Here is a 25637-nt window from a genome sequence, read left to right as displayed (position 1 = left end):
GCCGGGCGGATCGTGGAGGCATGACGAACTTCGGGGAACTGCTCACCGTCCTCGCTGCGGGTGGTGGGCTCGCCGTACTCCTGGTGATGGCCGCGGTGCCGTTGATGCTCGACCGGGACCGCGCGCCGGAGCGGCACCGCCGGTAGCGCGCCGGCTCGTCGGTGGGTCTGCCTAGACTCCTGCATGTGGCGGGCCGGATCCGGGACAGTGACATCGCGGAGGTCCGCGACCGCGTCCGCGTCGACGAGGTCATCGGTGAGTACGTCACCCTGCGCCGCGCCGGGGCCGGCTCGGTGAAGGGCCTCTGCCCGTTCCACGACGAGAAGACCCCGTCGTTCAACGTGCGGCCCAGCCACGGCACGTTCCACTGCTTCGGCTGCGGCGAGAGCGGCGACGCCATCGCGTTCCTCATGAAGATGGACCACATCTCGTTCGTCGAGGCCGTGGAGCGGCTCGCCGAGCGGGTCGGCTACCGGCTCACCTACGAGGGCGGCGGCAGCTCGGTGCAGCGCGACCGCGGCACGCGCTCCCGGTTGCTCGAGGCCAACAAGAAGGCCGCCGAGTTCTACGCCGCGCAGCTGCACACGCCGGAAGCGGCACCGGCCGTCCAGTTCCTCACCAGTCGCGGCTTCGACGTCGCGGCGGCCCAGCACTTCGGCTGCGGATACGCGCCCGCCGGCTGGGACAACCTCACGCGCCACCTGCTCGCCGCCGGGTTCACGCTCGACGAGCTGATGAAGGCCGGTCTGTCCAAGGAGGGCAGGCGCGGGCCGATCGACCGGTTCCACCGGCGGCTGCTGTGGTCGATCAAGGACCTCGGCGGTGACGTCGTCGGGTTCGGCGCGCGGAGGCTGTTCGACGACGACGGCATCGAGGCCAAGTACCTCAACACCAGCGACACGCCGGTCTACCGCAAGACGCACGTGCTCTTCGGGCTCGACCTCGCCAAGCGGGAGATCGCCAAGCGCCGTCAGGTGGTGGTCGTCGAGGGGTACACCGACGTCATGGCGATGCACCTGGCCGGCGTGCCCACCGCCGTCGCCTCCTGTGGCACGGCCTTCGGCGCCGAGCACATCTCCGTGATCCGCCGCCTCATCGGCGACGACTCGTTCGACCTCGGCGAGGTGATCTACACCTTCGACGGCGACGCGGCGGGGCAGGCGGCCGCGCTCAAGGCGTTCGAGGGCGACCAGAGCTTCGCGGCGCAGACGTTCGTCGCGGTCGCACCCGACGGGCAGGACCCGTGCGAGCTGCGCCAGGCCCACGGCGACACGGCCGTGCGCGACCTGGTGGCGCGCCGCGAGCCGCTGTTCGAGTTCGCGATCCGCAGCATGCTGCGGGACCACAACCTGGACACCGCGGAGGGCCGGGTCGCCGCGCTGCAGCGCACGGTGCCGCTGGTGGCGCGGATCAAGCGGGAGGACCTGCGCGACGAGTACGCCCGCCGCCTCGCGGGCTGGACCAGCTGGGACGACATCGCGATGGTGGTCCGGCGGGTCCGGGAGGCGGCAGGTGCCCCGCCCGAGCCGGTGCGCGGTGCCCGCAATGGGCGCCGCGAGGCCCCCACCCCGCCACCCAAGGACGACCCGCGGCTGCACCTGCAGCGCGAGGCGCTCAAGGCGGCCCTGCAGATCCCGGCCGTGGCCGGTCCGAGCTACGACGAGCTGCCCGAGCAGGTCTTCGTCCACCCGGTGTTCGCCGCGGTGCACCGCGCCGTGCAGGCCGCGGGTGGCGTGTGCAGCGGCCGCGAGGGCCACGTGTGGCTGGAGGCGGTGCTCGCGGAGTGCTCGCAGGAGGCGCGCCCGCTGGTCACCGAGCTGGCCGTGGAGCCCCTCGAGCTGCCCAGGCGGAACACCGACGAGGCCCGTTACGTCGGCAGTGTCATCGCCGGGGTTCGGCTGGCGCTGGTGGAGGCGCAGGTGGCGGAGCTCAAGGCCCGGTTGCAGCGCACCAACCCGGTGGAGGAGTCCGACGCCTACCACCAGCTCTTCGGCGACCTGGTGCCGCTGGAGCAGTACCGGATCGCGCTGCGCGAGCAGGCGGCGCGATGAAGCTCTTCCGGAAGCTGCTGGGGCGCGAGGAGATACCCGCCGAGGTCGCAGGGCGGCTCTCCGCCGACGAGCGGGTGCTCGCGGTCGCCGCGCTCGCCGACGACTCGCACCTCGTCGTCACCTCCCACGGGCTGTGGCTGCCGGGTGCCGACGGGTCGCGGCTCGTGGGGTGGCACCTGGTCAGCAAGGCCAGCTGGGGGAACGGTGCGCTCACCGTCGTCGAGGCGGAGGAGACCGAGAGCATCGGAGGCGCCGTCCTACTGGCCGACCTGCCGCCCCGCCGGTTGCGGCTGGTCGACCCCGGCCGCGTGCCGGAGACGGTGCACGCCCGGGTGGAGGGGTCGATCCGCAGCCGCCACCACCGCGACCTGCCCGGCGGTGGTGCCTGGTTCGTGCAGCGCAAGGTGGCCGGCCGCGACGGCGTCGTGCTGCAGGTACGGCCCGACAAGGGCACCGATCCGGCCGTCGTGCGCCAGGTCGTGGCCGACGTCGAGCGCACCCTGGGTCGCGCATGACCGCCCCCACCTGGGACCCCGCGCTCTACCTCGACTTCGACGACCACCGCTCGCGCCCGTTCCGCGACCTGCTCGCGCGGGTGGGGGCCACGTCGCCGCGCCGGGTCGTCGACCTCGGCTGCGGGCCGGGCCACCTCACCTCGGTGCTCTCCGCCCGCTGGCCCGACGCCCACGTGCGCGCCCTCGACTCCTCCTCGGACATGGTTGCCGCCGCCCGGGAGCGCGGGATCGACGCGGAGCTGGCCGACGTCGTCGACTGGGTGCCCGCCCCGGACACCGACGTCGTGGTCACCAACGCGGTGCTGCAGTGGGTGCCGTCGCACCCGCAGCTGCTGCCGCGCTGGCTGGAGGCGCTGCCGTCCGGGGCGTGGTTCGCGATGCAGGTGCCGGGCAACTTCGGCGCCCCGTCGCACGCGCTGGTCCGCGAGCTGTTGGCCGAGCCGCGGTGGCGGGGGCGCGCGGAGGTGCGCGGGGATTCGACGGTGCCGGAACCGGCGCACTACGCCGAGCTCCTCGCCTCGCAGGCGGCGGACGTGGACGTCTGGGAGACCACCTACCTGCACCGGCTCACGGGCCCCGACCCGGTGCTGAAGTGGATCAGCGGCACGGCGCTGCGCCCGGTGCGCGACGCCCTCGACCCGGGCGACTACGAGGCCTTCCGCGGCGCGCTGGCGCCCCGCCTCCGCGCCGCGTACCCGATGCGTCCGGACGGGAGCACCTGGTTCCCGTTCCGCCGCATCTTCGCGGTGGCGCAGACGAGTTGACCAGGTGGTCGACCCCTGAGGGCCCGCCTCGCGGGCAGGCCATCGGGCCTGCCCTTTTTGCGCGCGGCGCCACCGAAGGCTGGTCTCGCGGGCATGATCAGCGTTTCGGTGCGAATACCGACGCCCTGCGTCGGGAAACGCGCCCAGTCGCCGATCATGAGGTGGTCTGGCCGGCGCGAGCAGTACTTCCGGTCGCGGGCGGCACCGTGGTGTGCTGCTCGGGGTGCCTGAGCGGGGACCGGGTGCGCGGTGGCAAGGAGATCGCCGAAGACCGGCCTCCTGGCGGCGTCGCGCGCCAGAAGGGGCAGGCACGGGCTTGCCCGCGAAGCGGGCCCCGCACAATGCGCGGCGCCGCCAGGAGGCCCTGACCCGTGAGACCCGGTCTCGATACGCGCCGCTACTCGACCCCGGGAGGCAACTCGCGCGTACTGCTGACGAGCGGCTGGTACACCACTGCAGTGGAGCAGATCACCAAGGGCCTGCTGAACTGGGCGTCGATCCTCGAGTCCGCCACGCGTGAGCAGGCGCTGCAGACCGCCCGGATGCCGTTCGTGCGACCGCACGTGGCGCTGATGCCCGACGCGCACCTCGGCATGGGATCGACCGTGGGCAGCGTGATCCCCACCGTGAAGGCGGTGATGCCGGCGAGCGTCGGCGTCGACATCGGTTGCGGCATGGCGGCGGTGCGCACCCGGCTGACGAAGGACGACATCGCCGAGCGTGGTGAGCTGCCGGCGCTGCGGAAGGCCATCGAGGCGGCCGTTCCCGTCTCCAAGGGCGGCTACAACCGGAAGCTGACGGACACCGCCGCCGCCCGCGTCGCCGAGCTGGAGGCGCTCGCGGAGCGGGCGGAGTTCGACCCGGCCTCCTACGCGGGCAACTGGCGGCTGCAGCTCGGCACCCTCGGCTCGGGCAACCACTTCATCGAGCTGTGCCTCGACGAGGCCGACCGGCTCTGGGTGTTCCTGCACTCGGGCTCGCGTGGGGTCGGCAACAAGATCGCGCAGCGGCACGTCCGCATCGCGCAGCAGCTGTGCGAGCGGTGGTGGATCGAGCTGCCGCACCGCGACCTCGCCTACCTGCCCGAGGGGATCGACGAGTTCTGGCACTACATCCGGGAGCTGCGCTGGGCCCAGCGCTTCGCGCTCGAGAACCGCGCCGAGATGCTCGACCGGATCGTCGGCTGCATCGCCGAGTGGGCGGGCCGGGACATCGAGCGGGCCGAGGACGTCCAGTGCCACCACAACTACACCGAGCAGGAGCGGCACTTCGGCACCGACGTCTGGCTCACCCGCAAGGGGGCGATCGATGCGTCCGCCGGTCGGCGCGGGCTCATCCCGGGCTCGATGGGCACCCGCTCGTACGTGGTGACCGGCCTGGGCAACCCGGCGTCGTTCAACTCGGCGCCGCACGGCGCGGGCCGCAACTTCTCCCGGCGGGCCGCGCGGGAGAGGTTCACGGTGGAGCAGCTCGCCGAGGCCATGCGGGGCATCGAGTGGCGGGCGACGAACGCGGAGGCGTTCCTCGACGAGATCCCTTCGGCGTACAAGGACATCGACCAGATCATGGAGGACGCGAAGGATCTGGTGACCGTGGACCACACGCTGCGCCAGGTGCTGAACGTGAAGGGCGACTGACGGCTTGACCTTGACACGGATGTCAGCCCTTACGTTCGGGCCATGAGCAGTTTCGTCGTCCACCGCAACGGCCGCCCGGCCACCACAGAGGACCTGGCCCCGCTCGCGTTCGCGGGCTACGCGCACTTCACCGCCGCCCAGGTGCGCGGGGGCCGGGTCCGGGCGCTCGACCTGCACCTGGAGCGGCTGCGCACGGCGTCGGTGCTGTTGTTCGGCAACGCGTTGCCCGACGAACAGGTGCGCTCCTACCTGCGCGCGGCCGTCGAGGCGGGCCCGGCGGACGCGTCGCTGCAGGCGTTCGCGTACCAGCCGGCCGGTGAGTTCGCCGGCGAGGGCGCTGGGCTCGACGTGCTGGTCCGCACCGGGCCGCCCGCGTCCGGCCCGGAGGGCCCGCTGGCGCTGACAGCCGTCGAACACGAGCGCGACGTCCCGGCCGTGAAGCACGTCGGCGAGGTCGCCAAGACCTACCTGCTGCGCCAGGCCGTCGCGCAGGGGTTCGACGACGCCGCCTTCGTCGACCGCGGGGGGCGGCTCAGCGAGGCGACGATCTGGAACCTCGCGTTCTGGGACGGCGACGCGGTGGTGTGGCCCGAGGCCGAGGTGCTGCGCGGCATCACGATGGGCATCCTGCGCAGGCAGCTGGACCGCCTCGGCGTGCCGCAGCGGGAGAAGGAGATCACCCTCGCCGACCTGCCGGCGCTCCGCGGCGCCGTCGTCATGAACTCGTGGACGCCCGGGGTCGCGGTGCGCCGGATCGGCCCGGTGCCGGTGCCGGAGGCGCCCGAGTTCCTCGAGCTCCTGCACCGGGCCTACGAGGCGGAACCGCTCGTCGCGCCCTGATCAGTGCCCCCGACCGGACGTGCTGTGTGGATATCGGCGGATCCAGGTTTCCGTTGGGTGCGGCGGCGGACCGGCCTCGTACCGGGCGTACTCGGCCGGTTCGCCGCTGCGGCCAGCGGGGAGCTGGGCCGTCGAGATTCGTGCAGGACGTCCGGTCGGGGGCACTTACTACTGGGTTGCGGGCCGCAGCGCGGCGGCCTGGGTGTATCGGCAGTTGGGGTCCCAGAGGATGAACGAGCGGATGCCGGTGGACTCGGCGGCATCGATCTGCGCCCGCACCTCGGCCGCCCCGTACGGCACCCGGAGGCTGAAGGCCTGCAGCCACGGGATCACCGAGGTGGGGGTGCCCTGGGTGAGCTTCACGAAGTCGCCGAGGGAGCGGGCGGTGATGTCGTAGGGCGACGACTCCGGGCTCGCCACCCCGTACTCCCCGCGACCCCAGTGCGACGGGTACACCATCGGCGCCACGTAGTCGGTGTACGGCGCCATCATCGTGATGTCCTGCGCGATCTGGGTGGGGCGTGTCGCCGCGATCCCGAAAACCGACGCGCCGAGCAGGGCGCCGTGCTTGCGCACCTCCGGACGCGTCTCCGCGAGGAAGTCGGCGATCGACTGTTCGGGTGAGACCGTGAGGCCCTCGAAATGCATTCCGCTGATCGCGCCGTCGGGCCGTCGGACGTAGTCGTAGAGGATCTCGTCGAACCCGAGGGCGGCCGCCTCCGCGGCGAGCGCGATATTGTAGGCCCGCACCTCGGGATTGGCGAAGTTCAGGAAAGAATGCTGACCGTAACCACCCGAATAGGGGCCACCGCCTGCGTTCTGCACCAGCCGGTTGCGGTGGCCGTCGCGCCAGGAGGCCGCCCCGAGCACCGGGTCGCGGAACGCCACGATCCGCCCGACGACCCGCACGCCCATGGCGTGCAGCTGGTCGAGCACGGCGCGCGCGTCGTAGTAGCCCTTGGCCGCGCCGACCTCGACGGCCAGCGGCACCTCTGACGCGTACCCCACCTCGCCGCTCTCGTCCTTGATGTCGAGCTGGATCGTGTCGATGGCGCGTTCCTTCGCCAGCTGCAGCACGGGCTCGCGCAGCGACGGAGCGCTCCACGCTTGTGCCGTCATGTGCACCGCCCGCATGCCCGGGTGCTGCACGGGGATCGGCACCTTCCGCGCGGTCGTGTTGCCGGCCGCGTCGCGGGCGAGCAGGTCGACGTCGGCGGCGCCGGCCGCTTCCGTGACCGAGAAGGCCCCGTCGTCGTCCAGCTCGAAGGGCGCGCCGTTGACGAGGAGCTCCGTGGCGCCCTCGGCCCGGCCCTTCACCTCGGCAGACGCGTCGAGCGCCGTCGGCGGCACCGGATCGACGTTGAGGGCGGGCGGGGTGGCGTCCACCGTGAAGTCGATGGTCGTGCCGGGGCCGGGCAGCGGCATGGCCGCGTCGGGGGAGTTGACGGCGAGGGTGTGCTCCCCCTCGGGGAGCGCGGACGCGTCGAGCACGAAACGGGGCCCGTCGCGACGCACCGGTGCCGGGGCGCCGTCGAGCAGGACCTCGACCTCCGCCGGATCGGCGAGCGCGGTGATCTGGACGTCACGCAGGGCTGCGGGGGTGTAGGACCCGCCGTCGGCCACTCCGGTCACGGTGACGTCCGGCTGCAGCCATGCCACGACCAGAACCAGCATGCCGGCAACGATCAGCGCGATCGCACCCGGCACCAGGAACCGGTGGGGGGCGGACACCGGGCGGTCCATCGGAACTCCTTCGACACGGTTGAAGGTGATCACTGTCCCAGTTCCCGGACGGTCCGTGTGCTGGAACAACACAATGGTGTGATCGAGGGATAATCCGGGTGGTGGCCCGGGTAGCGTCGCCTCATGCCTCGGTTGCGTATCGTCGCGGCGGCGGTCGCCGTGTTTCTCGCCGCCGGTTGTGGAACGGATTCCGACCCCGCCGAATCCAATTCTGCAGCCCCGGCCCCGGCTCCTGCGCCCGTCGATCCCGCGCAGGTTCAGGCCAACGAGCTCGGCCGCATCCCGGTGCTCATGTACCACCGGATCATCACCACACCCGTATCGGTCTACGACCGCACTCCCGACGATTTCCGCGCCGAGCTGGAACGCCTCGCGCGCGAGAACTACGTGCCCGTCACCACGGCCGAGATGGCGGCCGGGCGCATCGACATCCCGGCCGGCGCCCACCCGGTGGTGCTGACGTTCGACGACGGCGACCCGACCCAGATCACCCTCGGCCCGGACGGCAAGCCCGCGCCGAACTCGGCGGTGCGCATCCTCCTCGACGTCGCCGCCGCCCATCCCGGGTTCCGGCCGGTGGCGAGCATGTACGTCAACGCCGAGCCGTTCGGTGGGGGTCCTGCCGGCGCGGCTGCCCTGCGCTGGCTGCACGACAACGGCTTCGAGATCGGCAACCACACGTTCGGCCACCTGAACCTGCGCACGGCGTCGCCGGAGAAGGCGCGGCAGGACATCGCCCGCGGCGACCAGGCCATCCGGCAGGCGGTCCCCGGCTACCAGCCCGTCACGCTCGCGCTCCCGTTCGGCGCGCGGCCGCGCGACCCGCAGCTGGCGGCGCGCGGGAACGGCTACGACTACTCCGGCGTGCTGCTGGTGGGCGCGAACCCGGCGCCGTCCCCGTTCGCCGAGGAGTTCACGCCGCTCGCCATCCCGCGAATCCGCTCGCAGGGTCCGAACGGGAGCGAGGCCGAGTTCGGGTCCAGCGTGTGGCTCGACAAGATGGCGGCGAGCCCCGGCACCCGCTACACCTCCGACGGCAACCCGGCGGTGATCTCCTACCCGACGGGCAAGGCCTCCCCGGCGGCCCAGTACGCAGCGGCCGCCTCTCCCTACTGAGCGGCTCGTCGTGCCAGGGCGGACCGCAGCGGGGCGAACTTCGCGATGCTGTCGTCCAGCCCGCCGGGGCGGGCGCTGAGCAACCAGCAGGCGCGCTGCTCGACGACCAGCGCGTCCAGGCGGTGCAGCAGCTCGCCGGCGGCCGCGGGCGTCAACGCGGTGATCCCACCCGCGGCGAGCAGCGCCACCGCGAAGCGGGCGAGCGCGACCGCCTGCGCGGTCTCCCGCACCGCGACGTCCCCGTCGGCGGCGGCCGGCCGCGCGTTGGCGAGGGCGTCGGCCGCGCCGGCCAGCACGCGCTCGGCCTCGGCCAACGCCTCGGGCGCCACGGCGGGCGCGTCCTCGCTCCCGAACAGGGCCGAGGCGAGCACGGAGCCGTTGAGGAGCGGTGCGTCGACCAGGTCGGCGACCGATCCAGCCGCGGCGAGCGCGGCACCCAGGCCCGGGCCGTCGAAGACCACGCGGTCCAGCGCCGCTGCCGGGTCCACGTCCCGGTTGCTGTCCAGACACCAGCTCACGGCCGCCCCGTACAGCAGCCCCGGGTACGTCACCGGCGGCGGCTCCACGTGGCCGTGGTCGCCCCAGGTGGTGACCACGTACCCACCGGCGCCGTGCTCGCGGCCGATCTCGGCGGCGTCGACGAGGTTCTCCACCGCGTTGCCCAGCCGCCCCACGATCGAGTTCCACGCCCCGGTGCCCGGCGCCACCCAGAACGGCCGCCCGGCCGAGGTGAGCGACTTGGCCCGCTCCCGGAAGCCCCCGGCGAGCGGCTCCATGTCGAACCCGTCGGCCGCCCACTGCTCGCGCTGCTCCGGGGTGGCCCGGTCGAGCGCCGCGCGGGCGTGCGCCGGGCCGTCGTACTGCCAGACGACGGGGATGAGGCCGGCCGCCGGCAGGGCCTCGGCGACCTCGGGGTGGTCGGCGAGTACGTCGGCCCAGAACTGGACCTCGTAGCCGTCCTCGAGCAGCGGGGTGGCCACGCGCAGCAGGTGGTCGAGGTACACCTGGCCGAGGCCGCGCTCGGCGGCGTCGGCGGCGCTGCGTCCCTTCCCCAGCTCCCACGGTTCGTCGGCGCCGATGTTGACCCGGCGTGCGCGGACCGTGTCCGCGAGCTCGCGGACCAGCGCGAGCGCGAACTCGGCGTTGTCGGGGGTGGGCTGGAGCGTGCTGGGCGAGCGGTGGTGGCCGCCGAGCGTGAACCCGTCCGGCGACTCCGCTCGGTCCCGGTAGCGGTCGTGGGCCAGCCAGCGCTCCATGTGCCCGAGCGTGTTCTGGTTGGCCACGAGCGTGATCCCGTGCGCGGCGCACAGGGCGTCCAGCCAGCGCATGTCGTCGGCGGTGAGCGGACTGGCCCGCGCCCACACCTCGGCGTGGTCGGCGTAGGCGAAGGTGTGCTCCGTGTAGAGCTCGAGCTGGTTCATCCGCGCGGCGGCGAGGATCTCGACGTAGCGGCGCAGCGTGCGGCGGGTGGGCACCCGGTCGCGGCTGATGTCGAGCATGAAGCCGCGCACGGGGAAGTCCGGCCAGTCGCGCACGCGCACCGCGCGGCCGGCGAGCTCGGGGTCGGCGCGCACCTGGTCGAGGGTCTGGCGGGCGTAGCGCAGCCCGGCGTCGTCGCGATGGCCGATCCGCGTGCCGTCGGCGTCGCGCACGAGGGTGTATCCCTGTTCGGGCAGGTCCGGGTCGACGTGCACCTCCACGGGCGCATCCGGAGCAGGTCCGGGCTCGCCGAGCACCTCGAGCGAGCGGGGGACCGGGAACAGGTGAGCGATCGACGACTGCACGGCGATCATGTTGCCTTGTCGGGAACGGCGCGGGCACGTGGCGAGGCGCCGCGAGCGCGGGCATCCCGACCTTTCGGGTGAGCCGGACGTGCGTTCCTACGGCGGGAGCAGCGGCCACGCGCCCCAGGGCTGCGACCAGTCGTGGGCGAGGTCCTGGCCGCCGGCGCGCCACCGGCGCGGGGCCGTGGTCTCGAGCCAGTCCAGCGGCTCGATCCCGCCCGGCTGCCCGCCGTCGAGGGCGAGCCGGATCCCTGCGGTGAGGTCGGCGTCGACCTCGGGGGTGCGGGCCGCGGGGTCGACGGAGACGAACAGCGCGGTGCCGGAGCGGGCCACCAGGTCGAGGAACCTCCGGTTCAGCGCCCACTCGGTGGCCGGGGTGCACGGCACGCAGTCGGCGTCCACGGCGTAGAAGCGGCCGTGCTGGGCCAGCCGGAACGCGAGCGTGTTGACGCCCATGCGGCGGGTGCGTTCCCAGTGCCGCCCCGACGTGTCGTCGCCGGTGCGCTGGATCTGCACGAGGCCCGCGGCCAGGTGCCCGACGGTGTTGCAGCCGATCACCAGCGCGTCGCCTGCTGCCTCGGCGATGGTGCGGTAGAGGGCGACGAGCACTTCGGCGCTGGTGCGGCCGCGGTCGGCCAACCCCCGGCCGGGTTCGGCCATCCGCGCCGGTGTTCCCGGGTGGAAGCGCCCGAAGACGTCGTAGGTGCTGAAGTCGTGCTTGACCAGTTCGAAGCCCCAGTCGCGGAATCGGGCGACGTCGGCCGCGACGGCGGCCAGGGTGGCCTCCTGAGACGGGTCGAGGGGGAACGGGCCCGGCCCGGCGGCGTCCGCGCGCGTCCCCGCGGTCGCGACGCGCGACAGCAGCGGCCGGAACCACAGGCCCGGCCGTGCGCCCCGCGCGGCGATGTCGGCGGCCAGGCCAGCCATGTCGTCGAACACCCCGGGCAGTCCGCTGTCCCAGGGGCCGCCGGGAGCGGTGCCGCCCCCCTCCGTCCAGCCGTCGTCGACCACGCAGAAGGGGCGCACCGGGTGGTCGCCCGCGTACTCGGCGATGGTGGTGGCGTCGCGCAGCACGGCGTCGGGACCGAAGTCCCTCCCGTAGGCGTAGTACCAGTTGTTGCAGCCGACGACCGGGTGCTCGGGCAGCAGCGGATCGGGGGACATGGCGGCGCACAGGTCCTGCAGTGCCGCGTACGGGGTGGTGTCGGCGCCGGCCGCGACGCCGACGACCGTGGCGGCGGCGAGCTCCCGGTTCCCGGGCAGCACGGGCAGGCCGCCGGAGCGCACGTCGAGCCACAGGGTCGTGCCGTCCTCGTCCACGGTCCAGCAGCACAACGCGCCGGCGCGGGTCCGTACGCCGAAACCGGCGGTGGTGCCGGTGGACGGGTCGGTACCCAGCCAGTACCAGGGCAGCGGCCGCTCCGGCTGGATGCCGCGCCACTGCAGCTCGCCGTACGACCGCTCCCATGCGTCGCCGAGCACGAGGGCCGGGCGGCGGCCGCCGGGGTGGTGCCGCCAGCGCAGCGCGACCGTGGACAGCCCGTCCGTGCCGGGCGCGCGCAGCACCACCCGCAGGGCGCCGGCCGGTTCGTGGCGGGCGGTCACCTCGACGCCGGGCGCCGTCCAGCGGCCGGGTCGCGCTGCTGCCGCGGCGCGCGGCACCTCGTCCGCCCCGGTGACCACGTGCACGGAGTCGGGGAGGGGTACGTCGATCACGGACACGTTCAGCCCTTGACCGCGCCGGAGGTGAGGCCCTGGACGATGTGCCGGCTGGCGAAGGCGAACAGCAGCATCGTGGGGGCGATCGTGAGCACAGCCGCTGCCGACATCGAGCCCCAGTCGATGTTGAAGCTGGAGATGAAGCCGTTGAGCGCGGTGGGGACGGTCTTGTTGGCGTCGCTGTTCATGAGCGTCACCGACAGGAACAGCTCGTTCCAGCAGTTCACGAAGTTGAAGATGAACGCGGCCGCGATCCCGGGCCGCATGACGGGCAGCAGCACCCGGAACAGGGCGCTGAACCGGGACAGCCCGTCGATCATCGCCGCTTCTTCGAGGGCCTCGGGGATGTTGGCGAAGAACCCGCGCAGCATCACGGTGCAGAACGGGATGCACACCGCGACGTAGACGACGACGAGCCCGATCCGGTTGTCGACCAGGCCCAGGTCGGTCATCAGCAGGTAGAGCGGCCCGAGCGCGATGAAGGACGGGATCATCTGCGTGACCAGCGCGGCCATCAGCAGCGCGGACTTCGTGCGGAACTCGAAGCGGGCGAGCACGTACCCCGACAGCATCGATATCGCCGTGGCCAGCGTGGCGGCCACGGTCGAGACGAGCAGGCTGTTGGTGAGGTAGACGCCGAAGTCGGCCTTGTCGAACAGGCCGCGGTAGTTCTCGAGGGAGAACGGCTCGGGCCAGTAGGCGATCGGGTAGGAGAAGATGTCGCCGGGCGCCTTCAGCGAGGTCACCGCGATCCAGTAGAGCGGGAAGGCGGTGAAGAGCAGCCACAGCCCGAGGAAGGCGAACCTCGTGGCCCGGCCGGCCGTGGTCTCCTTGCCGATCACGACCTCACCTCTCGCCGCTCGCGGGTGGCCAGCAGGAAGAAGACCGCGAACACCAGCAGCCCGGCGACGACGATCAGGCCGAGCGCGGAGGCCCTGCCGTAGTCGCCCTGCTGCGTCGTCTTGATCATCCACGTGGTCACGATGTGCGTCTCGTCGTTCGGGCCCCCGCCGGTCATGCCGAAGATCAGGTCGGGGAAGTTGAAGGTCCAGATGACCCGCAGCAGCACGGTCAGGACCAGCGTGGTGCGGATGTAGGGGATGACGATCTGGAACAGCGTGCGCGTCCGGCCGGCTCCGTCGAGCGCGGCCGCCTCGTACAGCTCGTCGGGGATGGACTGCAGCGCGGCCAGGATCATGATCGCGAAGAAGGTGACGCCGTACCAGATGTTGGCGATCACCACCGCGGTCATCGCCGTGCCCGGCGAGGCCAGCCAGGGGATCGGCTCGTCGATGAGGCCCGCCTTCTGCAGCAGGTCGTTGACCGCGCCGAACTCGCTGTTGAACAGCCAGCGGAAGAGGATGCCGATGAGGAACCCGGAGACCGCCCACGGGAAGAAGATCAACGCCTGGTAGAGGCCGCGGAAGCGGAACCTCCGGCGCAGCCACAGCGCGAGCGCGAAGCCGATCACCAGCTGGGGCACGATCGAGCCGACCACCCACACGACGGTGTTGCCGAGCACCGTGCCCCAGGCCGGGTCGGCGACGATGGCGCGGAAGTTGTCCAGACCCACCCACGAGGTGTCGGTCAGGTCCGTCAGCTTCCAGTTGCGGAAGGCCATCTGGCCGCCCGCGAGCACCGGGTAGTACGTGAAGATCGCGACGAAGATCGCGGCCGGGGCCAGGTACGCGGCGATGACCAGGCCGCGGCGGGTGGTGAACTCGCGCCTGCGGCCGCCCCGGCCCGGCGACGTGGTCGCGGGGCGGGGGCGGCGCGTCTGCGCGGGCCCGGTCGTCGGGGACGTCGCCGCCACGCCTACTTCCCCTGCTGCCACTTCTTGGTCCAGAAGGCGTCCCACTCGGTGAGCAGCTCGGCGGGCGCCATCTTGCCGAGCAGCACCTTCTGCACGTCGGCGTCGGCCTTCTGCTCCCACTCGGTCCACCACGCGACGCCGCGCGGCTGGGTGACGTTGATGTACGTCTCGGGGTGCTGGGTCATCGTCACGTAGCTCGCCCACGGACCGGTCCGGTAGAACTCGTCCTGGCCTGCCGAGGCCAGGATCGGCACGAGGCTGTTCCCCTTGGCGAACCTCGTGGCCGCGTCACCCTCGGAGAGGAACCGCACCAGCTCGAGCGCCTCGGCCTTGTGCGCGCTGGTGGCGGCGATGCCCCAGCCCGCCGTGGCGAGCGGCTGGACGGTCTTGCCGCTCGGGCCGGTCGGCAGCGGGGCCGTGGTCCACTGGTCCGGCGAGATCGCCTTGGACTCGCCGACGGTGGCGATCACCTCGGGGTCCTGCAGCAGGAAGGCGGTGGACCCGTTGGAGAAGGCCTCGACCATCTCCGGGTATCCCCAGGCGACGGACGACTCGGGGGAGGCCTTGCGGAACAGCTCGAAGTAGGTCTCGACGGCGTCGCGGGCCGCCGGGGTCGAGAAGATGGTGGCGCCGCTCTTCACCCGGAACGCGTTCTCGGGGTCGATCTCGTCGGCGACGTACGCCGAGATGGCCGCGGTGACGTTGCTGTTGGCGTTGGCGCCGCCACGGAAGGCGTAGCCGTACCGGCGCTGGGCGGGGTCGTGGATGGCCGACGCCTGCTGGAGCAGCTCCGCCCAGCTGGCAGGTGGTGCGGCGAAACCGGCCTGCGTGACCAGGTCCTTGCGGTAGAAGAGGCTCAGCCCGTAGAAGCCGTACGGCACGAGGTAGGTCTTGCCCTGGGCGTCCTTGGCGGCGCTGACGGCGTTGTCGGTCATCGCCTGCCAGCCGGCCCAGCCCTCGAGGTCGGCGGTCATGTCGTGCAGCCAGCCGTTGGTCGACCAGGGGCCGACGGTGATGTCGCGCACCTCGAGCACGTCGACGCCGCTGCCCGACACGAGCATCTGCTGCAGCTTCTGGTCCGCCTGCTGGGTGGGGGGCGAGACCAGGTTCACGTCGATGTTCGGGTGTCGCTGCTCGAAGTCCCCGATGAGCTGCTTCAGCAGGTCGGTGCGGGTGGGGTTCGTGAGGCTCTCCACCATGTTGAGGGTGACCTTCCCGCTGTCGCCGCCGGTCAGGGCGGAACAGCCGGACAGGGCAACCGCGGCGGCCACGCCGAGCGCGAGCACTGCCGTCCTTCTCCTCATGGGCTGACCTTCCTTCCGGGTCGTGCCGCCACGCTGCGGCGGCTCGGGGACGGGCTAGGGCGCGGGGTGCTGCCGGCGAGCAGCGCGGGCCCACTCGCCGAGTACGGGGACGCAGGCGTCGGCGAAGTGCTCGTAGTCGGCGGCGGTGTTGTAGACGGCGGCGGACAGGCGCAGGTAGCCGGCTCCGCCGAAGCTGGTGAAGGCGGCTTCGACGCCGAGCTCCCGGGCCGCACGGTCGCGCAGCTCGTCGGCGGCGACGCGGCCGTCGGCCAGGCCGTCGGGTAGCCGTACGAGACGCATGCCGGGCACCGGCTCGCCGACGTCGACGGCGCTGCCGGCGCCGGTCAGCTCGGTGAACGCGGCTCCGACGACGCGCTCGGCGTAGCCGGCCAGATCGTCCATGTAGCGGCGGACGGTTCCCCAACCCCAGGTCCGCTCGACGAAGCCGAGCGCCTCCGGCGCCGCCAGGTAGCTGGTGGCGTCGACCGTGCCCTGGTGGTCGAACCGCTCGGGGTACGGCTCGGCGGCACCCCACGAGTCGATCAGCGGGTGGAGCGCGTCGCGCAGTGGGCCGCGGGCGATGAGGGCGGCCGTGCCGCGCGGCGCACAGGCCCACTTGTGCAGGTTGCCGACCCAGAAGTCGCAGTCCAGGCCGGCCAGCGGGGCCTCGATGAGGCCGGGGGCGTGCGCGCCGTCGACCAGCAGCGGGATACCCCGCTGCCGGGCCTCCGCGCCGATCCGCGCGACGGGCATGCGGCGCGCGGTCGCCGAGGTGATCTGGTCCACGACGATCAGGTCGGTGGCGTCGCCGACCTCGGCGAGCACCGCCTCGTACGCCTGCTCGTCGTCCGCGTCCAGCGGCACGCGGGCGGTGCGGACGGTCCCGCCCCAGCGGCGGGCCAGCCGCTCGGCCCCCATCGTCACGGCGCCGTATCCGTGGTCGGTGACGACGATCTCGCCGCCACGGCGGCGGGGGAGCGCGGCGTACACCGCGCTGACGCCCGCGCTGGCGTTCGGCACCAGCGCGAGGTCGCCGGGGGCGACACTCAGGAAAGCGGCGATCTCGCGCCGGGCGGCCGCGATCCGCTGCGGCAGCGCCGGGAACCACACGACCGGGGCGCGTTCCATCTCCGCGCGCAGCTGGTTCTGCAGCTCCTGCGCCACCAGCGGGACCGCGCCGAACGAACCGTGGTTCAGGTGCCTCATGCCGGGGTCGAGGGACCACGCCTCGGTGGCCGGCCTGCCGCCGGCGAGCCGCAGCGGCCGCGGGGCGGTGAGGACCTCGGTCTCGCTCACGGAACTCCACATCTGACGGGCTGGCTGCCGGAGACGTTCGACAGTCGCGACAACACATCGGATGACCGGGGACTTTGACAGGTCGAAACAGCACGCGCAAGGGCAGTGGCGCGAGTAGTCATTAGATGACTTCTGGTTGCTGCACCCGACAGGTCCGATGACTCGGTACAGTCGCACCCCGAATGCAGGACGGTCGCTCGAGGGCCGGGAGGAGACCGATGTCCGCAGTCGACAAGGCGTTCCACGGGCTACGGCACATGATCGGGACGGGCCGCCTCGGCGCGGGCGAGCGCATCCCGCCCGAGGCCGACCTCTGCGCGGAACTGGGCGTCTCGCGCGGGTCCCTGCGCGAGGCCGTGCGGATGCTCGCGGCCCTCGGCGTGCTGGAGCCGCGGCACGGCTCCGGCACCTACGTCTCGCCGCTGCAGCCGGAGGACGTCATCGGCAGCCTCTCGCTCACGTTGGAGCTCCTGCCGCTGTCCGGGCTGCTGGAGATGTACGAGATCCGACGGGTGCTGGAGGCCCACGTCGCGGCCAAGGCCGCCGCGCGCCGGACCCCGGAGACCGTGGAGACCCTGTTCGCGCTCATCGAGGCGATGGAGGCCACCGACGATCCCGCGGAGGCATCGGACCTCGACCACCGCTTCCACGCCGAGATCGCCCGGACGGGCGGGAACCCGGCCCTCGCCTCCCTGCTCGCGGTCTTCCGCTCCCGCTCCCGCAAGTACCAGGTGTTCACCCTCCCCGAGGGCCCGGACCTGCGGCACAAGAGCGACGAGGACCACCGGGTTCTTGCCACGGCGATCGCCGACCGCGACCCGGGCGCCGCCGCAGGTGCGGCCGAGGCGCACGTCGCCCAGACGGAGCGGTGGCTGCGCGCCCTCATGCCCCCGGTGGAGGAGGGCGGCGCGCCGTCCTGACGCCACCGACGGCTCAGATGCTGGTGAGCACCGAGAAGTCGACGTCGTCGGCCACTGCGAGGTGCACCCGCTGGCGCACGTGCCCGTCGCGCAGGTGCATGACGCCGCGAGGGCCGTCGTAGCCCACGGAGTCGGCGACCGCGAGCATGCGGTTCACCCGCGTCGAGCCGGCCCGATGGGCCAGCGCGAACAGCGTGCGGATGCCCTCGTAGCACGACTCGGCCGCGTTGTTCAGCGGCGGGGCGTGCGGCCCGAACCGGTCGACGTAGCGGCCCACCAGGTCCAGCGAGCCCGCGGTGGTCAGCGAGCGGAAGTACGACGCGGCGACGTACAGGCCCGTCGTGGCGTCCGGCCCGCTGGCCAGCAGCATGTTCTCCTCCATCAGCGGGCTGAACCGCACGATCCGGTCCTGCAGGCCGCGCTGCGCGAAGCCGCGGTTGAACGCGACGGCGTCCTGCCCGACCAGGAGCATGAGCACCGCCTGCGCCCCGCTGCGTCCCACCCGCTCCGCGGCCGCGCCGAAGTCGCCCGTGCCGAGCGGGAGGTACTGCTCGTCGAGCAGGGTGAGGTCCAGCGCTGCCGCGTAGGAGCGGACCGCGACGCTCGAGCGCCGCGGCCACACGTAGTCGTTGCCGACGATCGCCCACCGCCGCAACCCGAGCTGGTCGCGCAGCCAGCGCAGGGCGGGCGCGAGCTGGTCGATCGGGGTCTCCCCCGAGCAGAACACCCCGGGCCGGTGCTCGCCGCCCTCGTAAAGCGATGTGTAGACGTAGGGCACCCGTCCCGCGATCGTGGGCACCACCGCCTCGCGGACCGCGGAGATGTGCCAGCCGGTGACGGCGTCGACGAGGTCGCTGTCGACGAGGCGGGCGACCTGCCGGGCGATCACCGCGGGCGCCGCGCCACCGTCCACCACCACCAGCTCCACGGGGCGGCCGAGCAGGCCGGTCCCCGCGTTCAGCTCGGCCGCGGCGAGCTCGGCGACGGCCTCGCACGACGCCCCGAACAGGCCGGCAGGGCCTTGCAGCGGGATGACGAGCGCCACCCGGTAGGGACGCTCTGCACGGTGCGGTCGGACGGCGGGGACGTCCGGCAGATCGGTGACGGGCATGTCCCCCCTCTCGAGGTGACGTGCGGCACGGCGACGGGCTCGCCCGGCTACTTTCACATGGAAGCACTAGGTTGGGTAGAGGGTCCGGCGAGTGGATCGAGGGAGAGCCGTGGCAGCCACCGACGAGGAAGACGTTGCCGTGGCGCCGTCCCTGTTGCTGGACCGCGCCGCGGTGCAGGTCTCCTCCGCCGTCCAGAAGGTGCTGCGCGGCAGCGGCCTCACGCTCGACCGGTGGCGGATCCTCGACCTGCTCGCCGACCGAGAGGGCATGACGATGAGCGAGATCGCGAGCGCCGTCGTCGTCACCGGCCCGACCCTCACCCGAATCGTCGACGACCTCGCCACGAAGGCGCTCGTGCACCGCGAGGTCGACGCCCACGACCGCCGCCGCGTGCTCGTGCACCTCACGCCGCGCGGGCAGCGGCTGCGCCGGTCGCTGCAGCCCGCGGTGGCCGAGGCCGAGGCGGCCGCGCTCTCCGCTCTCACCGATGACCAGCGCAGCACCCTGTCCGCGCTGCTCAGCCGCCTGACGGGCACCCCGGCCACCGGCTGATCGCCGAGCGCCGCGCTCGTCCCGCGCACCTGGCGGCTTGACTTTCCCTTCCATCTGGATAAGTTTCAAATGGAAATAACGGAGGTCACATGGTCACCTACCAGTACCGGTGCGCGGGCTGTGGCGACGTCGACGTCCGCCGCCCGATGGGTGCAGCCACGTCCCGGCTGGCGTGCCCACGCTGCGGGGACGACGCCCGCCGCGTCTACACGAGCCCGCGCACGCGCCTCGTCCCCCGCGGACTGGTCGCCGCGCTCGACGCCGCGGGAACCAGCGCGGAAAACCCCCGGGTCGTCACCCGGGAACCCGCCCCGCAGGCGCCGCGGCACGCCCACCCCCTGCACGCCCGGCTGCCGAGGCCGTGAGATGGGGAACGTCGGGCTGCTCTACGTCGGGGCCGTGCTGTTCGTCAACGGGCTGCTGCTCCTCGGCGTCGTCGACGGACGGGCCGCGGCACCGATCAACCTGTTCGTCGGCGCGCTGCAGGTCGTCACGCCGACCTACCTGATCATCGCAGCGGCCGGGGACGCCCGCGCGATCTCGCTGGCCGCCGGCCTGTACCTGTTCGGTTTCACCTACCTCTGGGTGGGCGTCAACGCCATCGCCGGCTGGCCGCAGGCAGGCCTCGGCTGGTTCTCGCTGTTCGTGGCGCTGTGCGCGGTCGGGTTCGCGGTGCACTCGTTCGCCGACCTCGGCGACCGGACGTTCGGCGTCATCTGGCTCTTCTGGTCTTTCCTGTGGCTGTTGTTCTTCCTCGTGCTCGGCCTCGGGATCGAGCGGCTCACCCGCTTCACCGGCTGGGTCACGCTCGTCGAGGCGTTCGGCACCGCGGCCGTGCCGGCGTTCCTGCTCGTCACCGGGCACTGGTCGGACTCGGCCGGACTCGCCGTCACCTACCTCGTCGTCGGAGTCCTGCTGTTCGGCGGGCTCTGGTTCGCCCTCGCTCGCCGCCCAGCGGCGTCCGCGTCCGTCCCCCACCACGCCTGAGAAGAAGGAGATCGTCATGCCGGAGGTCGTGTTCAGCGTCGAGCAGGCGAAGTCGATGCGCGACCAGCGGGTGCCCGGGCACAACCGGTGGCACCCCGACATCCCACCCGCCGCGATGGTCAAGCCCGGCGACACGTTCCGCATCGAGTGCAAGGAGTGGACCGACGGGCAGATCGGCAACAACAACTCCGCCAACGATGTCCGGGACGTCAACCTCGACGTCGCCCACATGCTGAGCGGCCCGATCGGGGTGGAGGGCGCCGAGCCCGGCGACCTGCTGATCGTCGACATCCTCGACCTCGGGCCGGTGCCCCAGGAGGTCGGCGACCACTGCGGCCAGGGCTGGGGCTACTCGGGCATCTTCTCGAAGGTCAACGGCGGTGGTTTCCTAACCGACTACTTCCCCGACGCCTACAAGGCGGTCTGGGACTTCCAGGGCCAGCAGTGCACGTCCCGCCACGTCCCCGGCGTGCGGATGACCGGCATCACCCACCCCGGCCTGTTCGGCACGGCACCGTCGCCGGAGCTGCTCTCGCGGTGGAACAACCGCGAGCGCGCCCTGATCGGCACCGACCCGGACCGCGTGCCGCCACTCGCGCTGCCCCCGCTGCCCGACGGCGTGCTGCCCGGCACCGCGACCGGCGCCGCCGCCGAGGGGATCGCCCGTGACGGCGCCCGCACGGTGCCGGCCCGCGAGAACGGCGGCAACCACGACATCAAGAACTTCACCCGCGGTAGCCGCATCTTCTACCCGGTGCACGTCCCGAACGCCCTGCTGTCGGGCGGTGACCTGCACTTCAGCCAGGGCGACGGCGAGATCAACTTCTGTGGAGCCATCGAGATGGGTGGCTTCATCGACATGCACGTCGATCTCATCAAGGGCGGCATGGAGAAGTACGCGATCCAGAACAACCCGGTGTTCATGCCCGGGCGGGTGGCGCCGCTCTACTCGGAGTGGCTCACGTTCATCGGGATCTCGGTGGACCACCGGGACGACACCAACCTGTACATGGACGCCACCCAGGCCTATCGCAACGCCTGCCTCAACGCCATCGACTACCTGAAGAAGTGGGGCTACACCGGCGAGCAGGCCTACCTGATCCTCGGCACAGCACCCGTCGAGGGCCGCATCGGCGGGGTCGTGGACATCCCGAACGCCTGCTGCTCGGTGTTCCTGCCCACGGAGATCTTCGACACGGACATCCGGCCGAACGCCGAGGGCCCGCGCCACACCGACCGCGGGCAGGTCTGCGTCACGTCGTGATCCGGTGGTGCTGGCCGGCCCCGCTGCCGGGGCCGGCCGGCGCCGAGACCAGTGACTCCGCGAGTGATTGGTGTCACCCTTCCGGGTATGACCGCGGAGAGCGAGCGCGTTCGGACCGACGTCGACAAGGCCCTGCTCGGCCACGCCACCTACCGCAGCCTCGGTGAGCAGCGGCTATCGCCTGCCGAGGAACGGTTCGAGAAGGGCCGACGCACCATCGGGCTCTTCCTCGCGCCGATCGTCACGATCGTCTTCCTGCTGCTGCCGCTGCCCCTCGAACCGGCGCAGAAGACGCTCGCGGCCGTGCTGCTCGGCGTCGTCATCCTGTGGGTCACCGAGGCGGTGCCGATCCCGATCGGCGGCCTCCTCGGGGTCGCGGTGATCGTGTTCCTGCAGGTCGAACCGGCTGATGACGTGCTCGCCCGGTTCGGCTCGTCCACGGTGTTCACGTTCATCGGGGCGTTCATCCTCGCCCAGGCGATGCTCAAGCACGGCCTGGCGCGGCGGTTCGCATTCCGGATCCTCGCGCTGCCGCGGGTGGGGCAGTCGACGTTCGGCGTGATCATCGCGTTCGGGGCGATCACGGCGCTGCTCTCGGCGTTCGTGTCGAACACCGCCACCGTCGCGATGCTGCTGCCCACTGCGCTGGGCATCCTCGCGGTGGTCGCGAAGCTGCTGCAGGAGCGCGGGCTGGTGGCCGAGGACTTCGACCCGCTGCGGCTGCGCGTCGGCGCCGCGATCATGCTCATGCTGGCCTACGGTGCGAGCGTCGGCGGCCTGCTCACGCCGGTGGGCAGCCCGCCCAACCTGATCGGTCGCGGGCTGATCGAGGAGGCCACCGGGCAGCGCATCAGCTTCGCGGCCTGGGTGGGCATGGCGGTCCCGATCTGCCTGCTGATGTTCGTGGCGCTGGCGCTGATGCTGCTGCTGCTCAACAAGCCGGAGATCCGCCGGATCGAGGGCGTCGAGGAGTTCGTCGCCCAGCAGCGCGCCGAGATGGGGCCGCTGTCACGCGCGGAGAAGAACACGCTGATCGCGTTCGGCATCACCGTGGCGTTGTGGATCTTCCCCGGTGTCGTGGCGGTGTTCGCCGGCACCGACTCCGACTTCTACACGGCCGTCACCGACCGGCTCGACGAGGGCATGGTCGCGGTGCTCGGCGCGTCGCTGTTGTACCTGCTGCCGACCGACTGGAAGAACCGGGAGTTCACGCTGCGCTGGCGGGACGCCGCCGAGATCGACTGGGGCACGATCGTGCTCTTCGGCACGGGCATCATCTTCGGCGGTCTGCTGTCGTCCACCGGGCTCGCCGAGACGATCGGGACCGGGGTGTCGAACGCGCTGGGGCTCACCAGCATCATCCCGATCACGATCTTCGCCGTGGTGCTGGCGATCATCGTCTCCGAGACGACGAGCAACACGGCGTCGGCGGCCGTGGTGGTGCCGATCGTCATCCCGGTGGCGATGGCAGCGGGTGTCAACCCGTTCGTCCCCGCGCTGGCGGCCACGTTCGCGGCGTCGTTCGGCTTCATGCTGCCGGTGTCGACGCCGCAGAACGCCGTGGTCTACGGCTCGGGTGCGGTCCCGATCACCACGATGATCCGGTCCGGGTTCTCGTTCGACGTCCTGGGAGCGATCCTCATCATCGTGCTCCTGCCGCTGATGGTCGCTGTGATGGGATTCGGGATGTGAGTCGAATAGCCGTGATCCCCGGCGACGGGATCGGAACCGAGGTCATCGAGGCCGCCCGCACCGTGCTCGACGCCGCCTGCGCGCGGCACGGCGTCTCGCTGGAGTACACCGAGTTCGACTGGTCCTGCCAGCGGTACGAGCGCGAGGGCGCGATGATGCCCGCCGACGGCATCGAGACGCTGCGCGGGTTCGACGCGATCCTGCTCGGCGCCGTCGGGTGGCCGGGCGTGCCGGACCACGTGTCGTTGTGGGGCCTGCTCATCCCGATCCGCCGGGCGTTCCGCCAGTACGTCAACCTGCGCCCGATCCGCGTGTTCGACGGCGTGCAGAGCCCGCTGCGGGTGGCCGACGACGTCGACTTCGTGGTGGTCCGGGAGAACGTCGAGGGCGAGTACTCCGAGGTCGGCGGCCGGATGAACCGCGGGTTCCCGGACGAGATGGCGATCCAGGAGTCGATCTTCACGCGGGTCGGGGTGAGCCGGATCGCCGACTTCGCGTTCGAGCTGGCCGCCACCCGCCGCGGCTACGTCACCTCGGCCACGAAGTCGAACGGGATCGTCCACACCCTCCCGTTCTGGGACGAGGTCGTGGCCGAACGCGCGGCCCTGCACCCGGACGTCCGCGTCGACAGCGAACACATCGACGCCCTCGCCGCGAAGTTCGTGCTGCAGCCGCAGCGGTTCGACGTGGTGGTCGGCTCGAACCTGTTCGGCGACATCCTGTCCGACCTCGCCGCGGCCGTCGCCGGCTCGATCGGCATCGCACCGTCGGCGAACCTGGACCCCACCAAGGAGTTCCCGTCCATGTTCGAGCCCGTGCACGGCTCGGCACCGGACATCGCGGGCCAGGGCATCGCCAACCCCGTCGGAGCGGTGTGGTCGGCGGCGATGATGCTGGAGCACCTGGGCCACGGGGCGGCGGCCGCCGACGTCCTGCGGGCGATGGAGACGACCCTGTCGAAGCCCGAGACCCGCACGAGGGACCTGGGCGGAACGGCAACCACGGCCGAGGCCACGCAGGCGCTGGTGGCGGCCCTGGGCTGACCGAGTGTCAGCAAAGCCACTTTCAGGACGTCGGGCGTCAGGAAAGTGGCTTTGCTGACATCAGTCGGCAGCCAGGACCTTGCCCGGGTTCAGGATGCCGAGCGGGTCGAAGGCCTCCTTGATCTTGCGGTGCAGGCCCAGGCTCAGCTCGCCCAGCTCCGTCTCCAGCCACCCGCGCTTCAGGACCCCGACGCCGTGCTCGCCGGTGATCGTGCCGCCCAGCGCGAGGCCGAGCTGCATGATCGCGTCGAACGCCTTCTGGGCCCGCTCGACGGCGGCCGGGTCGCCGCGGTCGAAGATCACGGTGGGGTGCATGTTGCCGTCGCCGACGTGGCCGGGGCAGGACACGACGACGTCGTGCTCCTCGGCGATCGCGGTGATGCCGTCGAGCAGCTCCACGAGCTTCGCGCGCGGCACGGCCACGTCGTCGATGAGCGTGGAGCCGAGCTTCTCCACCGCGAAGTGGACGATCCGGCGGGCCTGCATGAGCATCTCCGACTCCGTGGCGTCGGAGGCGACGGCGACGTCGAGCGCGCCCAGCTCGGTGCAGATCTCGCCCATCGCCTCGACGTCCGCGGCGGCGCGCGGCCCCCGGTCGGACTGGGTGAGCAGCAGCGCGCCGACGCCGGTGGGCAGGCCCATGTCGCGGTAGTCCTGGATGGCGCGCACCGTGACCCCGTCCAGGAACTCGCACAGCGAGGGCTGCAGGCCCGCCGCCATGATCCGCGTGACGGCCGACAGCGCGTCGGCGGCGGACGCGAACGCGGCCGCCATGGTCAGGGCGGCCTCGGGGGCGGGGCGAAGCGCCAGCGTGGCCTTCGTGATCACCCCGAGGGTGCCTTCGGAGCCGACGACCAGCTTGGTGAGGTCGTAGCCCGCCACGCCCTTCGCGGTGCGCCGGCCGGTGCGCAGCAGCTCGCCGGACGCGGTGACGACCTCGAGCCCGCGCACGAAGTCGGCCGTGACCCCGTACTTGACGCAGCACAGGCCGCCCGCGTTGGTGGCGAGGTTGCCGCCCATGGTCGAGAGCTCCCACGACGACGGGTCCGGCGGGTAGTACATGCCCTGCTCCAGCACCGCGCGGGACAGCACCGCGTTGAGCACCCCCGGCTCGACCACGGCCACCTGGTCGACCGGGTCGATCTCCAGGATGCGGTCCATCCGGGTCAGCGAGAGCACGATGCCGCCGTCCACGGCGTTTGCGGCACCCGACAGTCCCGACCGCGCGCCCTGCGGCACCACCGGCACCCGGTGCGCCGACGCCACCCGCAGCACGTGCTGCACCTGCTCGGTCTCCGTCGGCCGGACGACAGCGAGCGGGGCGCCCGCCGCGCAGAAGCTCGCCTCGTCGAAGCGGTAGGCGTCGGTGCTGGCGGGATCGGTGATCAGCGCGTCGGCCGGAAGGCCTGCGGCGAGCTCATCCAGGACCGTGTTCATCTGCCTCCGCTCCGCTCCGGCGGGCTCGCGGGCCTTTTGAGGCGCCGC

Annotated in this window: 23 protein-coding genes; 14 read left to right on the top strand and 9 right to left on the bottom strand. The window is 72.2% G+C overall.

From position 1 onward, the window contains the following. Positions 1-20: 20 nt before the first annotated feature. From FB388_RS40940 to FB388_RS24205, 6 genes are all read left to right on the top strand, one after another. Positions 21-146 (top strand): hypothetical protein, encoded by a 126-nt coding sequence (locus FB388_RS40940; RefSeq protein ID WP_281290463.1) that lies wholly within the window; start codon positions 21-23, stop codon positions 144-146. Between the two features lie 39 nt (positions 147-185). Beyond that, positions 186-2051, top strand: a complete 1866-nt coding sequence (dnaG, locus tag FB388_RS24225; RefSeq protein WP_142104476.1) for a DNA primase — start codon at positions 186-188, stop codon at positions 2049-2051. Further along, positions 2048-2566: a hypothetical protein gene (locus tag FB388_RS24220; RefSeq protein WP_142104475.1), complete on the top strand. Its 519-nt coding sequence runs from the start codon at positions 2048-2050 to the stop codon at positions 2564-2566. The genes dnaG and FB388_RS24220 overlap by 4 nt, the downstream gene beginning before the upstream one ends. Then, positions 2563-3330 carry a trans-aconitate 2-methyltransferase gene (locus FB388_RS24215; RefSeq protein WP_142104474.1) on the top strand — a complete coding sequence of 256 codons (768 nt, stop codon included), beginning with the start codon at positions 2563-2565 and terminating at the stop codon, positions 3328-3330. The genes FB388_RS24220 and FB388_RS24215 overlap by 4 nt, the downstream gene beginning before the upstream one ends. 371 nt (positions 3331-3701) lie before the next feature. Beyond that, complete coding sequence (locus tag FB388_RS24210; protein ID WP_211362201.1) at positions 3702-4967, top strand: RtcB family protein; 1266 nt, start codon at positions 3702-3704, stop codon at positions 4965-4967. A gap of 42 nt (positions 4968-5009) precedes the next feature. Further along, complete coding sequence (locus FB388_RS24205) at positions 5010-5807, top strand: aminotransferase class IV family protein (RefSeq protein ID WP_142104472.1); 798 nt, start codon at positions 5010-5012, stop codon at positions 5805-5807. 168 nt (positions 5808-5975) lie between these two features. Here the strand turns inward: FB388_RS24205 and FB388_RS24200 are convergent, their stop codons facing one another. Then, positions 5976-7550 (bottom strand): putative glycoside hydrolase, encoded by a 1575-nt coding sequence (locus FB388_RS24200; protein ID WP_246122348.1) that lies wholly within the window; start codon positions 7548-7550, stop codon positions 5976-5978. A 123-nt stretch (positions 7551-7673) separates the two neighbouring features. Between FB388_RS24200 and FB388_RS24195 the strand changes: the two genes are divergently transcribed. Then, positions 7674-8666: a polysaccharide deacetylase family protein gene (locus FB388_RS24195; RefSeq protein ID WP_142104471.1), complete on the top strand. Its 993-nt coding sequence runs from the start codon at positions 7674-7676 to the stop codon at positions 8664-8666. On the opposite strand, the gene FB388_RS24190 is transcribed toward FB388_RS24195, so the two are convergent. From FB388_RS24190 to FB388_RS24165, 6 genes are all read right to left on the bottom strand, one after another. After that, a complete protein-coding gene (locus tag FB388_RS24190; RefSeq protein ID WP_211362200.1) occupies positions 8660-10450 on the bottom strand; it encodes a family 20 glycosylhydrolase in 1791 nt (596 codons plus the stop codon). The genes FB388_RS24195 and FB388_RS24190 overlap by 7 nt on opposite strands. 96 nt (positions 10451-10546) lie before the next feature. Then, positions 10547-12172 (bottom strand): alpha-amylase family protein, encoded by a 1626-nt coding sequence (locus FB388_RS24185; protein ID WP_142104469.1) that lies wholly within the window; start codon positions 12170-12172, stop codon positions 10547-10549. Between the two features lie 2 nt (positions 12173-12174). Further along, entirely contained in the window at positions 12175-13011 is an 837-nt protein-coding gene (locus FB388_RS24180; protein WP_142104468.1) for a carbohydrate ABC transporter permease, read from the bottom strand. After that, positions 13008-13982 carry a carbohydrate ABC transporter permease gene (locus FB388_RS24175; protein ID WP_142104467.1) on the bottom strand — a complete coding sequence of 325 codons (975 nt, stop codon included), beginning with the start codon at positions 13980-13982 and terminating at the stop codon, positions 13008-13010. The genes FB388_RS24180 and FB388_RS24175 overlap by 4 nt, the downstream gene beginning before the upstream one ends. A gap of 2 nt (positions 13983-13984) precedes the next feature. Then, positions 13985-15286, bottom strand: coding sequence for an ABC transporter substrate-binding protein (locus FB388_RS24170; protein ID WP_142104466.1), 1302 nt, complete (start codon positions 15284-15286; stop codon positions 13985-13987). 54 nt (positions 15287-15340) lie between these two features. Then, on the bottom strand, positions 15341-16582 hold the full coding sequence (locus FB388_RS24165; RefSeq protein ID WP_142104465.1) for an aminotransferase class V-fold PLP-dependent enzyme: 1242 nt from the start codon (positions 16580-16582) through the stop codon (positions 15341-15343). A gap of 218 nt (positions 16583-16800) precedes the next feature. On the opposite strand from FB388_RS24165, the gene FB388_RS24160 reads away from it, so the two are divergent. Then, positions 16801-17502, top strand: a complete 702-nt coding sequence (locus tag FB388_RS24160; RefSeq protein ID WP_142104464.1) for a FadR/GntR family transcriptional regulator — start codon at positions 16801-16803, stop codon at positions 17500-17502. A gap of 13 nt (positions 17503-17515) precedes the next feature. Here FB388_RS24160 and FB388_RS24155 read toward each other — a convergent pair whose 3' ends face one another. Beyond that, entirely contained in the window at positions 17516-18613 is a 1098-nt protein-coding gene (locus FB388_RS24155) for a substrate-binding domain-containing protein (protein ID WP_142104463.1), read from the bottom strand. A 109-nt stretch (positions 18614-18722) separates the two neighbouring features. Here FB388_RS24155 and FB388_RS24150 point away from each other — a divergent pair, with 109 nt between their 5' ends. The 6 genes from FB388_RS24150 (at position 18723) to FB388_RS24125 (ending at position 24152) form a co-directional block, all read left to right on the top strand. Beyond that, complete coding sequence (locus FB388_RS24150; protein ID WP_170225810.1) at positions 18723-19166, top strand: MarR family winged helix-turn-helix transcriptional regulator; 444 nt, start codon at positions 18723-18725, stop codon at positions 19164-19166. Between the two features lie 89 nt (positions 19167-19255). Continuing rightward, positions 19256-19531, top strand: coding sequence for an FmdB family zinc ribbon protein (locus FB388_RS24145; RefSeq protein ID WP_142104461.1), 276 nt, complete (start codon positions 19256-19258; stop codon positions 19529-19531). A gap of 1 nt (position 19532) precedes the next feature. Next, entirely contained in the window at positions 19533-20153 is a 621-nt protein-coding gene (locus FB388_RS24140; RefSeq protein ID WP_142104460.1) for an AmiS/UreI family transporter, read from the top strand. A 16-nt stretch (positions 20154-20169) separates the two neighbouring features. Further along, entirely contained in the window at positions 20170-21417 is a 1248-nt protein-coding gene (gene fmdA, locus FB388_RS24135; RefSeq protein WP_142104459.1) for a formamidase, read from the top strand. A gap of 87 nt (positions 21418-21504) precedes the next feature. Next, entirely contained in the window at positions 21505-23109 is a 1605-nt protein-coding gene (locus FB388_RS24130) for an SLC13 family permease (protein ID WP_142104458.1), read from the top strand. Continuing rightward, on the top strand, positions 23106-24152 hold the full coding sequence (locus FB388_RS24125) for a tartrate dehydrogenase (protein ID WP_142104457.1): 1047 nt from the start codon (positions 23106-23108) through the stop codon (positions 24150-24152). Before FB388_RS24130 ends, FB388_RS24125 begins: the two co-directional genes overlap by 4 nt. A 60-nt stretch (positions 24153-24212) precedes the next feature. Here the strand turns inward: FB388_RS24125 and FB388_RS24120 are convergent, their stop codons facing one another. Next, on the bottom strand, positions 24213-25589 hold the full coding sequence (locus FB388_RS24120) for an FAD-binding oxidoreductase (protein WP_142104456.1): 1377 nt from the start codon (positions 25587-25589) through the stop codon (positions 24213-24215). Between the last annotated feature and the right edge of the window lie 48 nt (positions 25590-25637).

The organism is Pseudonocardia cypriaca (assembly GCF_006717045.1).
In the GTDB taxonomy this organism is placed as follows: domain Bacteria; phylum Actinomycetota; class Actinomycetes; order Mycobacteriales; family Pseudonocardiaceae; genus Pseudonocardia; species Pseudonocardia cypriaca.
Note: the sequence above shows the minus strand (reverse complement) of the source record. Positions and strands in the feature narration are given on the sequence as shown.